The organism is Synechococcus sp. WC10meta, from assembly GCF_047461475.1.
This window is the reverse complement of record NZ_JANSHF010000015.1, coordinates 32,175-46,607: the sequence shown is the minus strand read 5'-3', so window position 1 is coordinate 46,607 and position 14,433 is coordinate 32,175. Positions and strand designations below refer to the sequence as shown.

Annotated in this window: 9 protein-coding genes and 1 tRNA gene; 3 read left to right on the top strand and 7 right to left on the bottom strand. The window is 59.4% G+C overall.

Annotation, left to right across the window (positions count from 1 at the left end):
- Positions 1-212: 212 nt before the first annotated feature.
- Complete coding sequence (ruvB, locus tag NW804_RS08440) at positions 213-1,283, top strand: Holliday junction branch migration DNA helicase RuvB (protein ID WP_414423317.1); 1,071 nt, start codon at positions 213-215, stop codon at positions 1,281-1,283.
- 94 nt (positions 1,284-1,377) lie between these two features.
- Here the strand turns inward: ruvB and NW804_RS08435 are convergent, their stop codons facing one another.
- Entirely contained in the window at positions 1,378-4,074 is a 2,697-nt protein-coding gene (locus NW804_RS08435) for a phycobilisome rod-core linker polypeptide (protein ID WP_414423316.1), read from the bottom strand.
- A gap of 207 nt (positions 4,075-4,281) precedes the next feature.
- On the opposite strand from NW804_RS08435, the gene NW804_RS08430 reads away from it, so the two are divergent.
- Complete coding sequence (locus NW804_RS08430) at positions 4,282-6,411, top strand: glycosyltransferase 61 family protein (protein WP_414423315.1); 2,130 nt, start codon at positions 4,282-4,284, stop codon at positions 6,409-6,411.
- Here NW804_RS08430 and NW804_RS08425 read toward each other — a convergent pair.
- From NW804_RS08425 to NW804_RS08400, 6 genes are all read right to left on the bottom strand, one after another.
- Positions 6,412-6,495, bottom strand: a tRNA-Leu gene (locus NW804_RS08425).
- Positions 6,496-6,539: 44 nt separating this feature from the next.
- Complete coding sequence (locus NW804_RS08420) at positions 6,540-8,543, bottom strand: tetratricopeptide repeat protein (protein WP_414423314.1); 2,004 nt, start codon at positions 8,541-8,543, stop codon at positions 6,540-6,542.
- Between the two features lie 255 nt (positions 8,544-8,798).
- Positions 8,799-9,107, bottom strand: a complete 309-nt coding sequence (locus NW804_RS08415) for a hypothetical protein (protein ID WP_414423313.1) — start codon at positions 9,105-9,107, stop codon at positions 8,799-8,801.
- A gap of 216 nt (positions 9,108-9,323) precedes the next feature.
- Positions 9,324-10,904: a chlorophyll a/b binding light-harvesting protein gene (locus tag NW804_RS08410; protein ID WP_414410246.1), complete on the bottom strand. Its 1,581-nt coding sequence runs from the start codon at positions 10,902-10,904 to the stop codon at positions 9,324-9,326.
- Positions 10,905-10,952: 48 nt separating this feature from the next.
- Positions 10,953-11,462 (bottom strand): flavodoxin FldA, encoded by a 510-nt coding sequence (fldA, locus tag NW804_RS08405; protein ID WP_414358087.1) that lies wholly within the window; start codon positions 11,460-11,462, stop codon positions 10,953-10,955.
- Positions 11,463-11,518: 56 nt separating this feature from the next.
- A complete protein-coding gene (locus tag NW804_RS08400) occupies positions 11,519-12,553 on the bottom strand; it encodes a chlorophyll a/b binding light-harvesting protein (protein WP_414421065.1) in 1,035 nt (344 codons plus the stop codon).
- A gap of 390 nt (positions 12,554-12,943) precedes the next feature.
- On the opposite strand from NW804_RS08400, the gene NW804_RS08395 reads away from it, so the two are divergent.
- Positions 12,944-14,176: an imelysin family protein gene (locus tag NW804_RS08395; protein ID WP_414421066.1), complete on the top strand. Its 1,233-nt coding sequence runs from the start codon at positions 12,944-12,946 to the stop codon at positions 14,174-14,176.
- Positions 14,177-14,433: the final 257 nt, after the last annotated feature.

The following is a 14,433-nucleotide window of genomic DNA, read 5'->3' as shown; positions in this document are numbered from 1 at the left end:
CGCACAACTTCCCGCTGGACTTGGCGGCGGTGGAGGTAGCGCCGGCTGTGCGGGGCTAGTGCCTCCCCAGGTTTCCTGACTCTACTTCCCCTGGCCCCAGCGCCAGGGGTTTTTTTGGTTGCCGCAATTCTCCTGGCGGCTAGAAAGACCGCGACGTTTTCCCCTTTGGCCTTTTAAAGTTAAAGTTGGGCCGTTGTATCTGCAGGTAACAGATGGCAATTATTTCTTCTCGAGAACGAAGCCCAGAGTCGCCTCTTGACGCAAGCGAAGCAGGAAGGGGGCTGCTGCAGCCCCAGGCTCAGGCTGGCGAAGCCCAGGAAGACTCCTTGCGCCCGCGCACCCTAGCTGAGTACATCGGCCAGACGGAGCTCAAGGAAGTGCTCTCGATTGCCATTGCAGCCGCCCGCGCCCGCGGGGAGCCTCTGGATCACCTCTTGTTCTACGGGCCCCCTGGCCTGGGCAAAACCACCGTGGCGGCAGTGCTGGCAGCGGAGATGGGATCCCGCTTCTACATGACCACGGCTCCAGCGCTGGAGAGCCCCCGCGACATTGCTGGCTACTTGGTGCGTCTCAAGCGGGGCGACGTGCTGTTTATCGACGAGATCCACCGCCTGCCTAAGGTTACGGAGGAATTGCTCTATCCGGCAATGGAAGATTTTCGCCTCGATATCACCATTGGCAAAGGCCGCTCTGCCCGCATTACCTCCATACCCCTGGAGCGCTTTACTCTCATCGGAGCCACTACCCGCATTGGCGCTCTAACCTCGCCGCTGCGGGATCGCTTTGGTCAGGTGCAGCGGCTGCGCTTCTACGAGCCTCACGAGCTGGCGGAAATTGTGTTGCGCAGCGCCCGCCTCTTGAACACCTCCATTGATCGGGAGGGAGCCGAGGAGATCGCTCGCCGCTCTCGAGGCACGCCTCGCATAGCCAACCGCCTTCTCAAGCGAGTGCGCGATTATGCCCAGGTGCGGGGCAATGGCCACATCAGCCGCGAGGTTGCCATTGCTGCTTTGGAGTTGTTCCAGGTGGATCCCATGGGTTTGGACTGGACGGATCGCAAGTTGCTAACCCTACTGGTGGAGCAGTTTGGGGGAGGGCCGGTGGGCCTGGAGACAATGGCGGCCATAACCGGCGAGGATCCCCAGACTATTGAGGAGGTGTATGAGCCTTACCTAATGCAGATTGGCTATCTGCAACGCACGCCCCGCGGTCGAGTAGTCACCCCTGCTGCGTTGCGGCACTTGGGCTATGCAGGCCAGTCCCCTCCGCCTCTGGGGAACTGATCCTACCTCGGTTTCGGGGGGACTGGAACGTTGCAAAAAGCCCCTGGCTGCCAGATCCAGGGGCTGCCTCAAGCCTGGGTATGGAGATTTTCAGCTAGCTGCGATCGTTGCCTAGAGGTCTGAAACTGGGCACCACCAGCTCTTTGTTTTGCTTGGTGAGGCGGCCATACAGTTCTTGGGTGTTGGGGAAGTTGGCTGCCGGCAGGGTGGGGAAGCGGCGGTAGGGCACCGTGTCCTCGCCAAAGAGATCCCGGTACTCCTGGGTGTTGAGCAGAGCGCGCACGAAGGCCTTTAACCCCTGGGTAGCCAAGATCTGGTTGTATTTGCGGATCTCCTGCTGGTTTAGGGGTGCGCGGCCTAGGAAGTGCTTGGTGCCCAGCTCGATGACCTTGGTGTTGGGGTAGGGGGCATAGAACTCAGCGCGGTACAGTTCGGAGCACCCCAGCGCCTCGATAAACTCCTTGACGGTGATCTCGCCATTGCGCAGCTTAGACTCGGCAGAGCTAAGCTCGGCGCTGATGTTGTAGATGTCCATGTCGCGCTCGAAGATCTGCCGGTAAGCAGCGCGGATGAGGTTGTTGACCTCGGCTTTGTTGGCCAAGCTGGTGAGCTTGAAGACAGGGATCTCTTGACGAATCCTAGGCACCCCTTGCTGGACGCGCCGCTGGATTTCCAGCTCGCCGGAGGGCTTGTCCTGAGGCTGGCCCAGCTTGACGAAGAGGGGGATATCGTCGTCGGTGCGGATGGGCCGGGTAACCACGGCCATGTCGCTGGATCCAGGGCGCATCCGCCGCCGCGCTAGGCCAGCAGGGGTGAGGTAGCGTTCGTAGGGCACGATATCTTCCCCAAAGACCTGCTGGTACTCCTCACTGTCGAGGATGGCGTCTACCACGGCGTAGAAGCCCTGCTTGGAGGCAATGTCGAACAGGCGGTTCATCTCCTGCCGCCCGTAGGTGGGCCGGCCCAGCAGCTTGCGGTGGATGAACTCGATGGCTTTGCAGACGTAGAGGCTAGACCAGTATTTGTTGCGGAAGAGATCCGACTTGGCCAACTGGCGGACAAACTCTCTGACGCTGATTTCTCCGGATTCCAGCTTGATTTCCCAGCGGGTTAGCCGTTGGCCGGCGTAGGGCACATAGCCATACACCTGCTGGTAGCAGGCGCGGATGACCGCTTGCGTCGAGACTTCGCTGCCGACAATCCCAGCCCGTACCCCCAGCCGCCGGCTGCGATCTCCAGGGGTCTGGGTAAGCTTGAAGACTTTGGGGCCAAGGCTGCCGGGATCCCCGACCGCCTTGGGGTTGGTGCGAGCGTTGGTAAGAGCAAAGCCGCGCCGGATGAGGATGCGCTTGACATCCTTGTTGAAGGGGGCCGGGCTGGCGTTGAGGGAGCGGGTCTCTTTGGGGAAGATGGCGCCAAACTGGATCTCCAGCGGGTCGTTGCCGACGCCATAGGGGTGCTGATCCGGCAGGGGACGGTTGTAGCGGGCGAAGAGGGTGATAAATTGTGGCACCTTGCGGCGAGGAGCCGCGTAGTTGTAAAGGTCGAACTTGGGCCCCCAGTTGGCGCTGGTCTGGGCTTCCACCCCCAGCTTGCGCAGGTAGGGCACCGTCTCCTCACCAAAGTAGTCGCTGTACTCGCGGCTGTCGACCAGGGCGTCCACCAGACCTGCCAAGCCCTTGCTGGAGACGATGGCAAAGTAGGTCTGCACCTCCTCGCGGGTCTCTGGGGCCCGCCCCAGGAAGTGGCGGAAGGCCAGCTCCACCACACGGCTGTTGATGTAGGGCTCGTAGAACTGTTTGCGGTAGAGGTCTGATTTGCCTAGGCGGCGGATGAACTCCCTCATGGAGATCTCGCCGTTTTTTACCTTGGACTCCAAGTCGGCCAGCTTGAGGCCATAGGCGCGGCGGATATCCCGCTCAAACACCTGCCGGTAGGCAGCCTTGATCACTTCCTCCTTCTCGGCGTTGGAGAGCCCCGGCTTCATGGCAAAGACGGGCACTTTTTCTGCCGCCAAGCTGTAGACCTGAGGCAGTTGGAGTCCCTGCAGGGGCAGGCCGTCGGCGGTGCTGGCATTGCGCTGCCGCAGCTTGTCGGAGGGGGCAGGGGCAATGAACTCGCTCAACAAGACGTCAAAATACTGGTTGATGATGGCCACCGCCTCAGCATCTCTGCGGAAGTAGCTGGCCGAGGCCCGCTTCATCTCCTGGAGGGCAACGATGGTGGCTTCGGCGGAGCAGGCATTTTCGATAATCTCCCGCAGGCCACGGGTGTTAACCACAAGGATATTGGGATCCCCGGCCACAAGGGCGTAGGTGACGTAGCGCAAGAACCAGCTTAGATCCCGCAGCGACTTGCGCATGTTGGCAGCCCCGTAGCGGGCGATGCTAATGGGGCGGAAGTTGGGCGGGATCTCGACGCCACTGGCGCTGAAGAGGTTGCGGATGGCCTCGATAAAGCCCCCCGTGGATTCCACGTAGAAGGCCGTGCCCAGCTTGAAGGCCTCTTTCTCATCCTGCGTGGCTTCTGGCCGCTCCAGATAGGCCATGGGGGAGCCGCCGGTGAAGATGCGGTTGGCGGCCCGACTGACAATGATTTCAGAATTGGCCGCCAGAACCTCGGCAATCTCCAGCCGTTTTAGGCCAGTGGAGAAAAAGTCCTCGAGGCGATCCAGCTCAGTGCGCGACAGGTAGCGATCCTGCTGTTCCGCCTGGGAGATGGTCGATAGGGGCAGAGTTTGGTAAAGACGCGGACTGGAGAGGACGGCGCCGCCGGATGCGTTGATACCCATCGCTTCTTAAACTCCGCTTATCGATTACCGAAAAGTTTCCAACCAAAACCACGAGCCCTGCTCCACCCCCCTCTTGCCGTCGAGGAAGTAGGGACGCCGGACCCCTGAGGGAGAAGCCAAGCCTAGAATACTAGGGGGATGCGCCCGGAGTGGGGAGGTTGTTGCAGTTTGTAACACTCCTGCTCAGCTCCCTTCTCAGCAAAAGCCATGGCCTCTACCCCTCTTGTCCAGGACCCTCTCCAGAGCCATTGGGAGCAGGGATCCTACGAGTCGGTTGCCCAAGAGCTGTTGCAGCAGTTGGAGCAGGGATCCCAGCATCCCCTGCTCTACTGGTGGTTGGGAGCCGCCTACCTGCTCCTGGGGCGAGAGCTGGAAGCCCAGCTTACCTGGCAGGAAGGGGTGGCGCTGCTAATGGGAAAAGGCCTGGGCGAGCTAGAAGCTAGCCGCTGCTGGGCAGAAGGGCTGCAGGAGCTGGCGGAGGGGCTGTGGGAAAGAGGCCACTGGCCGCAGGCGGCGGCCTTGTATCGGCAACTGGTGGAGGGATCCCTTCCCGCCGAGCTAGAACCTAGGCAGGCCCTGGCCGCCCATCGCCTTGGCCTAGTCCAGGAGCGCCGTCGGCTGTGGCTAGAAGCAGCAGCGTGGTTTGAGCAGGCTTGCCGCCGGGATCCAACAGCCACGGAAAGCTTTTGGCGCTGGGGCCTGGCCCTGCTCAAGTTGGGCCGGCTGCGGGAGGCGCTCTCCCCTCTCCAGGAGGCAGCGAGGCTAAGGCCAGACTGGGGGGATCCCTGGGTGCAGATGGGCCTAGCTTGGCTGGATCTGGGGGAGCTGGAGCAGGCGGTGGCCTGCTTTCAGGAGGCAGCGGCGCGGGGCACCCAGACAGCGGAGCTCTACAGCTACTGGGCGGAGGCCCAGGTGCGGCGGGACGACCCCCAGGCAGCTTGGGAGAAGTTCCAGCAGGCGCTGGCTGCCGAGCGGCAGTGGCTGCAGGCTTGGTGTGAAGGCAGCGGCAGAGACAGCTCCCTGCGGCTGGAGCTAGAGCAGGCCCTCCAGGGATCCCCGGGCAAGCTTTGGCAAGAGCGGTATCGCCTCTGGCGGCAGCGCTGGATCCCTGCAGAGGTAGCTCCCCCTTCTGCGGCTTGCCAGAGCCCATCGCCCAGGGCCAGCGACCCCCTGCCAGTGCCCAGCCAGGGCTACCTCACCACCCGGCAGTGGCACCAGGCCACGGGCGAGGGCAGCTACCAGGTGTTGGATCCAGAAGGGGTTCTCTACCTGCAAGCCCCTCCGACGGCTGACCCTGCCCTTGGGCAAAAGCTGCGCTCACAGCGGATCCCCTTGGCCGAGACCTTTGTGGCCCAGATCCCGCAGGGATCCGTGCACGTGGGCCACTATCCCCGCCACCTCTACGCCAGCTTTGCCAGCGCCGTGCTTACCCGTAGGAGGGAGTTGCTGGCCGATGTCTCCCCCGGCTTGCCACCGCCGGAGTTTCTCGACTGGGACTGGAAGTCGGAGCACCTGGAACACCACCCCATTTGGGACTTGCCTCACCTGCCGCCGCCGATTCCGCTGGAGGGCTCTGCTGCCCTCTTGCCCCTGGGGGCAGTCAACTACTTCCATTGGATGGTGGACATCCTGCCCGCCCTCGAGCTCCTACGCCGCGCCGGCTTCCTCGAAAAGGACATTCCCATCTTGATCCATGGCTACCAGGGCAAGCCCTTCCAGGTGCAGAGCTTAGCTGCCCTGGGGATCCCCACAGAACGCCTTCTAAGCTTCGAGCAGGTGGGGGGATCCCATCTGCAAGCGCAGAACCTCATTGTGCCCTCGCTAGCTGGGCCGGTGGGGTGTCTAACCCCCAGGGGCTGGAAGGTGCTGCAGCGACTGGTTCCTCTGGGGCAGGCGGCGGATCCCTTGTTGCCGCGGCGGGTTTACATTAGCCGTCGTGCTGCACGCTGGCGGCGGGTCATCAACGAGACGGAGGTTCTGGAGGCCCTGCGCCCCTGGGGCTTTGTGCCTGTGCAACTGGAAGCCCTTTCCCTAGCCGAACAGATAGCCTTGATGCAAAGGGCAGAGGCAGTCATGGGGATCCACGGGGCGGGCCTGACCAACCTTGCCTTTTGTCAGCCTGGCACAATTGCCATCGAGATCTTCCCCAGCAACGCCGTGCTCCCCTACTTCTGGAGCCTTGCCCAGGTGGTGGGGCTAAACTACTTTCCCCTAGTGGCCCCAACCTGCGACCCCGCCCTGGTGGCCCTGCTGGCTAGCCCAGAGCTAGACCGGGAGGATGCCTGGGTGCCGGTTCCGGCTCTACTTGCCTTGCTAGAGCAAACAGGGCTGCAGTAATGGGATCGGAGGGACTCGAACCCTCACGTTCTTGAGGAACAACGGATTTTAAGTCCGTAGCGTCTACCATTCCGCCACGATCCCTGGAGTAGCCGTACTACTCTACCAAAGGGTTTGCTGTGGGGGGGCTAGGAGGCTTCTATAGGGAGAGTATGGCATGCCAGCTTCTGGCAGACAGCCTGGCGCAGGAAATGAGCTAAGGCCGCCACGCAGTCTCGATCCTCAAGAAGCAGGTCGCGCCGCTCTTGGATTTGCTGAGCGATTTGCTGCCGAAATTGGGGATCCGTTCCCAGTTGTACGGCCAGCTCTTCGTAGCGCTGGAGGTCTGGGGCAATTAGAAGCTCAAGGCCCATTCTTTTGAGGATGGCGTAGGTGTGGCGGCCCCGCAGAAACCGGCCAGGGCAGGTGACCACTGGCAAACCGGCAGCAATGGCTTCCAGGGTGGTGATCCCGCCCGACCAGCCGTAGGAGTCCAGCATGATGTCCGCGCAGCGATTGAGATCCAGGTAGTCTTGGTGGTCCAAGGCGGGCAGGATCCTACAGTGGTCTTCCACCGCAAGGCCATAGCTGGAAAAGATGGAGGCAAGCCGCTGCCAGAAGCGCTGACCAATGGCGGCATTGGGCAAGGCCAAGAAGACAAATTGGGCCCTGGGCACTTGCCGAGCAATAGCTGGAAAAAGGTAGTCGTATTGCGGCAGGTACTTGCCCAAATACTGGCAGGTGAGATAGACAACGGCCTCTTGAGGCAGACCAAAGTCCTGGCGGTAACGTCTCTGGGGAGGCAAAACGGGCTTTTCAAAACAGGTACCCAGGTGGGGCAGCCGGACCAAGGTTTCGCTGTAGTGAGCCTGCCCATTTTCAGGCTCCATGAGGTCGCTGGAGAGAAAGTAGTCAATGGTCGACAGTCCCGAAGTAACGGGATGAGCCCAGGTGGAGCATTGGACGGGGGCTAGCCGCAGGGACGCCAGCTGCAACATAAGAGGAGAAAGGCCAATTTCCAAGTACACCAAAACATCCAGCTGATCCTGCAAAATTTGGCGGGCAGCCTCTTCAAAGCCGGTGGGAATGTGGCGGAAGACATCGGCATGCTGACGGTATTGCTCCGTCAGGAAATCAACTCTGGGATCCAAGTGGTAGGCAAAGACCTGGAAAGGCTGCTTGGAGCTGGCCTTTAAGTACTTCACCCACCCCAAAGAAAGGCGGCTGTAAGAGCAAGCGCGCATGGAGGCCGAGACAAACCCAACGCGAATGGGATCCCCTGGCCGGGCTTGCCGGGGAAGATACTCCCAATCGGGGTAGGAGGCTTTCACAATGCGCTGCACAAACTGAGCGTATTTCTTCTGCAGCTCCAAGTCGTCGTAGCCCTGGTACTGCAGAAGGTGAGGCGTTCCCCAACTTGACCCTAAAAAGGCAAGCCGCCGCTGCTCTGGGGTGTCTAGGGGCGTCTCCTGAATGAGGCGATCCAGGTGCTCTACAAAGCGCAAGCGAAAGCGGTGCAGCTCCTGTTCATCCTGATAGATAGCCGGCAGATAGAGATGGTAAAGCCAGCGGGCTTGCACCAAGTTAGGATCCAAAGTCCATGCCTTTTCCAGGTGAGCCAGAGCCGCGCTGTGTTCCCCTTGCTCGCGATGGGCTATCCCCAGATAAAAATGCACCTCAGCCCAAGGGATCCCTGCTAGTGGATCTGGATTTTCTAACAGGGAGCCCAGCAAGGAGATTGCCTCTTCGTGGCGGCCTAGGTTAACAAGAATCTTGCCCGCTTGAAAGGCAGAAAGGTAAGCCTTGGGATGGAGGCTCAGGCTTTGCCGATAGCAAGATAGAGCCTTTTCCAGTTGCCCCAAAGACTCATAGACAACGCCCAGGTTGTGGTGATAGAGGGCTACGCGGGGATTGAGCTCAATGGCCTCGGCAATCAAAGCAGCCGCCCATTCCTCCTCCCCTTTGGCGTGGGCCACCGTCCCCAGCAGATGGAGAGCGTCGGCTTGATCTGGAAACTCCACCAGAATTTCTGAGTAGATGGCTTCCGCTGTCCGCAGGTCGCCAGCCTGCTGGGCCTGGATCCCGGCTAGAAGCTTCTCTGTAAGGGTGAGATCCGACATCGACAGCCACGGAAGCCGGAGAACTTCCCCCACTATAGGCGCTTCAGCTCGGTCAGAACCCTCCTCACCGCCCCCTGAGGCTCATGTTGCCAAAAGCACAAGAAAACGGTATCCGCAGCTCTGCGAGCAATCCGCCAAAACCCCAAAAGGCTGATTCTTTCGTCGGATCCCTCGACGCCTTACGCCACAAGGCTTTCAGGCCCCAAAGCCCCCTCGCCAAAGCTCCTTTTGCCAACTTTTTCTCGGATCCCTCGCAAATGGGTCTTGCATCCCTTGCCCTGCTTGGGTTTAATGGGGGTAGAGTTCCCCCTTTGTGGGGATCCCTAGAAATTGGAAACGCTCCAAACCCTTCAAGAGGCCCTCCTGGCCGCAGTAGAATGTTCCCCCTTTGTGGGGATCCCTAGAAATTGGAAACCCGATGAGATGTACCGGTCGATCCCAAGCTTTTAGGTATTCGTATAGCAGCGTCACGACTGTCTCCAAACTACAGGGCTCATCCTGGGTTTGGTGATACTCCCAGTAGGCTACACGGAAACATTTTCCCAGGGATCCCAACAGAGGCCGATCGAAAAGCTTTAGACTGGGAGAAACGCCCAAATAAAGTGCTTCAAAAGAAGGCGCAGAAGCGGAACCTAAGCTCATTTTAGCCATCCCATTTCGACGGTCGAAAGATTAAAGTTGCTGGCTGACAAAAGCTTCATAAAAAAGGGTTATCGGATCCAGAAGCCGGCAGGCAAAAGGTAGAGCCAGATCTCGACAGAGAGGAGGGGATGAGGATCTCCCCTCCCTGCTTTGAGAAGCCTCAACCCTCCTTTACAGCCCCGGCAAAATCTGGGCTACCACATCGCCGCTGCCCAGGAGCATGTAGGCAAACAGGGCACCGCCAACGCCGCCCACCAGAAACCCTCCGGCCAACTGGCTCCAACCGGCGCGGGTGCGCAAGTTTTCCGGCAAATCCTCAGAGCCTGCCGGCACGCGCACCGGCTGAGGGGATCCCTGCGATTCGGCCATCAGTTGCACGCCCGGCGTCGGATAGGCCACCTCGCCGTAGGGGGTATTGACCACTGCCACCAGCCGCGAGCGAGGAAAGGACACCCGTCCGTAAATGGAGAGACAAACCGTCAGGATCAGCACCAGGCCGATGGTCGCCAGCGTCCCTGCCGTCAGGGCCTCCTCCGAATTCCGCAGCGGACTCAACTTGTAAAACGGCCCCACTAGGAAGTACCCATGAGCCATGCCGATCTCCAAGCCGCGCAAAAAAGGAGAGAGGCCCTCCCGGTAGATGGGCAGGTTTTGCAGCAGCAGCAGGGTGAGATCGCCCCGGTTTACCGGCGTGTCCAAGTTGCCCACCTGCGGATCTGTGGCTCGCACCCAGCCCCCGTGCTGGAAGTCAAAGCCGCTGGCTGCCGCCCGCGCCCGGATGGCATGCCAGATGTGCCCCGCCAAAAACAGGATCCCCAAGACAAAGTGGGCTGTGGCCAACCAGGTGCGGCTGCTCACCACACCCATCTCGTCGGCAGCCAGCCCCAGCGGCCCGTAGAAAGCCACCGGATAGGCGATCTCGTTGACGCTGACAAAATAGGCCGCCAAGATGCCCATGTAGGCCAGGGCCCCCAGGCTGTAGGAGAGGTAGGCTTCGCCCGAGTAGATCAGCACCTGCTTGGCCCAGGCAAAGGGCCGTGTGGCTATGTGCCACCATCCCCCCAGCACACAGAGCAGGCCGACATAGATGTGCCCTCCCACCAGATCTTCCAGATTGTTCACGGCGGCCATGCCCTGCTGGCCCATGAGCGGCGTCAGGTAGGCAAAGATCCGCAGCGGATTGAGGGTGGGATCCGTAACTACGCGCACGCGGCCCAGTTGAGCATCGTACAGCCCTCCCCAGAAGAGCGCTTTGGCCACCAGCAACCAGGCCCCCAGCCCCAGCAGCAGCAGGTGGATCCCCAGGATGGTGGTCATCTTGTCGTCGTCTTCCCAGTCGTAGCCGAAAAACTCGGCAAAGGTTTCTCCCTTGGCCAGCACCTCCGGCCCCAAAAGGGCGTGGAAGATCCCTCCTGCCCCCAGCACCGCCGAGGCAATCAGGTGCAGAACGCCCACCACAAAAAAGGGATAGGGATCCGTGGCCACCCCCTCTGCATTCACGCCGATGCCCAACGTGGCCAAATGGGGCAGCAAGATCAGCCCCTGGCTGCCCATGGGCTGAGCCGGATCCCAGTGGGCCACCTCAAACAAAGTCATGCCGCCGGCCCACAGCATGATCAACCCCGCATGGGCCACGTGGGCCCCCAGCAGCTTTCCGGACAGATTCACCAAGCGAGCATTGCCCGCCAGCCAGCTCACCTGAGGGGATCCCTCAGCAGAGGTAGGCGATGAAGATAGAACTGCGCCAGTCATGACAAACTCCCACAGTATCCACAACAAGCTAAGAAGCCGAGTTTGAGATTACAGATTGAAGAGTGTTTTGAGTTTGGCCGTCCACTCTTTAATTCGTTTTTCCGTCAGCTCCGGCTGATTGTCTTCATCCAGAGCAAGGCCGACAAACTCGCCGTTAACCACTCCCTTGGACTCATTGAACTCGTAGCCTTCTGTAGGCCAGGAGCCGACGTTTTTTCCGCCGCGCTCGGCAATTTTTTGGGCCAGGATCCCCATGGCATCTTGAAAGTTGTCGGGATAGCCCAACTGATCCCCAACTCCAAAATAGGCTACCGTCTTACCGGAAAAATCGATTTCATCCAAATAGGGGAAAAACCCATTCCAATCGGCCTGCAGCTCCCCGATATTCCAAGTTGGACAGCCGATGATTAAGTAGTCGTACCTATCAAAGTCCTCAACCGTGGCCTCGGCAATGTTGATCAAATCTACATTGTCTTCGCCCAGCTCTTTTTGGATCATCTCAGCGGCTCTCTCGGTATTTCCGGTTTGAGTGCCGAAAAATAGACCTACTTTTGCCATTGCTCCTACCTCGAAACTGCAAGTGCAAAGCTCAAAATCAGATGGCTAGATTGCCGTTAGGCCTGCTGCGCTGCAAGTTCTACTCTGCCGGTACGGAAATTGAACCCTCGCGCTTTCAGGGCATGGAACAGGTGGCCCTGAAGGAAGAAAAAGGCCAGCCAAAAATGGGCATTGGCCAGCCAAACCCTAGATGTGAGAGCTCCCCCTTGCTCAAAGAAGGGATAGCGATCCAAGCCCACCTGCAGCAGCGGCCCATAGAAAACTTCGGGATAGACCACTGGGTTAACGGCAACGAAATAGGCGGCAATAAATCCCATCAAGGCCAAAGCTCCCAAGCTGTAGGAAAGATAAGCTTCCCCAGACCAGATAAAAATCCGTTCTGCCCAGGCAAAAGGCTTGGTCGCGATATGCCAAACCCCACCTGCCACCAGGAGCAAGCCCAGCCAGAGGTGGCCGCCCACCACGTCTTCTAAAGTGTCCACCCCGGCGATCCAGTGGCGCCCTTCTATGCCCAACAGGTGGCCAAAGGGGTTCCAGTTGGGAGACACCAGGCGCACCTCTCCTGCCACCGGGTCGAACAAGCCGCCAAACACCACTGCCTTGAGCACCAAAAGCCAGGCTCCCAATCCCAGCAGCACCAGGTGGATCCCTAGGATGGTGGTCATCTTGTTTTTGTCTTGCCAGTCGTAGCTAAACAGGGGAAAGGCTTTGGGATCCAGCACCGCCGGCCCGCGCAGGGCATGAAAAATGCCGCCAAACCCCAAAAAGGCAGAGCTGATGAGGTGGATCGCTCCCACCGCAAAGTAGATATCCGTATCCAGGACTTCCCCGCCGGATCCCACCCCCAGCCCCAAGCTGGCCAGGTGGGGCAAGAGAATCAGCCCCTGCTCATACATCGGTCGGCTGGGGTCAAACTTGGCCAACTCGATCAGGGTCATCGCCCCTGCCCAGAGAACGATCAGCCCGGCATGGGCCACATGCGCCCCCAGCAGCCGGCCAGAAAGATCGGTCAAACGGGCGTTGCCCGCCCACCACGGGATCTGTTGTTGCGAGCCAGATCCCCCTTCTTGCTTGAGTGTCGTCGCTGTCATCTCCGCTCCTCTTGCGTTTCTAAACAAGCTTTTCTAGGAAAAGGCCAGAGACCTTGCCCCAGGCCCGCCTCTGGCCGCACGGACACATCCTTTCGAGACACGTAACCAACTGTTGAGAGTAAATCTCAACAGCGAGCTGTGACCTACTCTAGGCTTCTTGCAAACAAATATCAATGTCTTTAGAGTTAAGTTTTGTTAAGAGTCGGACTTGTATCCGCCCATAGCCCCACCTGGGGAAACTGCAGATGGAAGCTGGCCCGCAGAGGGACGAGCCGGGCGATCCGGTGGCAGCCGGTGATAAAAATCTCTCCCTTCTTAAGATTGAGTCGCAATAGCTGGATTACAATCAAGCCAAAGTTGGCCAAGTCGAGGGCGAAGGAGTCGGAGGAGATGTCGAGGTATCTGAAGCTGTGGACGGGGATAGGGCTTTATGTTCTGGTCAGCGGGGCCGCTTGCGGGGAAACCCAAAAGGATCCCTCGGCTGCGGGCGGCGGGGATCCACCGGCCCTGAGCCAGGCTTCGCCTCAGCAGGCAGCTCAAATGAACCCGGAGTGTCGGCCTATCCCGGTGGATGGCGGCGGCGAGGGTGGGGAAGAAGGGGCAGGCTCTCGCCGGCCAGCCGTTGTGCTCTCTCCTGAGCAGCGGTTTCAGGATCGGCAGATTTTGCTCGACTTTGCCGATCAGGTGGTGATCCCTGCCTATGAGCAGTTGGTCGCCGATACCCAGGCCCTGTCTCAGGCCATCCAGGCCTTCGTGCAAGATCCCAATGCCCAGACTTTGCAAGCGGCTCGCCAGGCTTGGTCTGTTGCCCGCATCACTTGGGAGGAGAGCGAGGCTTTTGCCTTTGGGCCGGCGGCTTATTTGGGGCTGGATGCGGATTTGGACGAATGGCCCCTGAACGAGGTGGAGGTGCTGGAAGTTCTCAACAGCGGCGATCCCCTCACTCCAGAGACCGTGGCCAAGTTGGAAAGCGGGCAAAAGGGATTTCATGCCGTGGCCTTCTTGCTCTTTGGCGTGGATAACAACAAGTCTTTGCAAGACTTTACCGAGCGGGATCGGGAGTACTTGGCTGCCCTTGGCCCAGTTTTGGCGGATACGGCGGCAAAGCTGCTCAAAAGCTGGACAGAGGGAGTGCAAGGGCTGCCTGCTTTTCGCGAAGAATGGGTAAAAGCCGGCGAGGGCAGCAAGAGTTATCTCACGCTGCAAGCTGCTGCTGAAGAAATAGCCCAAGGTATTCTCGGCATGTTGGACGAGCTGGGCAAGGTCAAAATTGGCGAAGCCTTCGCCCAGCAAAATCCTTTTCTGCTGGAAAGTCGCTTTGCCCACCATTCGCTGCCGGAGTTCCAGGCCAATGTGCGCAGCGTTCAGTATGCTTACTTGGGCGGATTTAGAGATAGAAAAGGTCGTGGCCTGAGCCAATTTGTCCGGGACATCAATCCCAATTTGGATAGTCAAATTCAGTCGGAGTTACAAGCAGCGGCGGCGGCTCTCCAGGGGATCCCTGCCCCTATCGAAAAAAGCCTTTGCGATGCCAATGCCCGTGGATCTATTACTGCCGCTATGGAAAAAATTGAAGACGCTTTCGACAGCTTTGCTCAGGAAGTTGTGCCGCTCCTGCAGTAGTAAGAAAGTCCCAAAAGAGCTGAGTTGCCGATATTTTGATAGCCGATGCGTCGTCTTCTCCAGATTTTCATGGTTCCCCCTTTGTGGGGATCCCTAGAAATTGGAAACCGAACGGAGCACCGGCTACATCGTGGACGCGGTCAACGTCGTTCCCCCTTTGTGGGGATCCCTAGAAATTGGAAACTTACGAGCCTTCAGAGCGTCCAGGATATAATCGTAAAACTGTTCCCCCTTTGTGGGGATCCCTAGAAATTGGA

Coding starts and splice junctions, on each gene's coding strand:
- ruvB (WP_414423317.1), top strand. CDS start 213: ATGGCAATTATTTCTTCTCGAGAACGAAGCCCAGAGTCGCCTCTTGAC.
- NW804_RS08435 (WP_414423316.1), bottom strand. CDS start 4,074: ATGGGTATCAACGCATCCGGCGGCGCCGTCCTCTCCAGTCCGCGTCTT.
- NW804_RS08430 (WP_414423315.1), top strand. CDS start 4,282: ATGGCCTCTACCCCTCTTGTCCAGGACCCTCTCCAGAGCCATTGGGAG.
- NW804_RS08410 (WP_414410246.1), bottom strand. CDS start 10,904: ATGACTGGCGCAGTTCTATCTTCATCGCCTACCTCTGCTGAGGGATCC.
- fldA (WP_414358087.1), bottom strand. CDS start 11,462: ATGGCAAAAGTAGGTCTATTTTTCGGCACTCAAACCGGAAATACCGAG.
- NW804_RS08400 (WP_414421065.1), bottom strand. CDS start 12,553: ATGACAGCGACGACACTCAAGCAAGAAGGGGGATCTGGCTCGCAACAA.
- NW804_RS08395 (WP_414421066.1), top strand. CDS start 12,944: ATGTCGAGGTATCTGAAGCTGTGGACGGGGATAGGGCTTTATGTTCTG.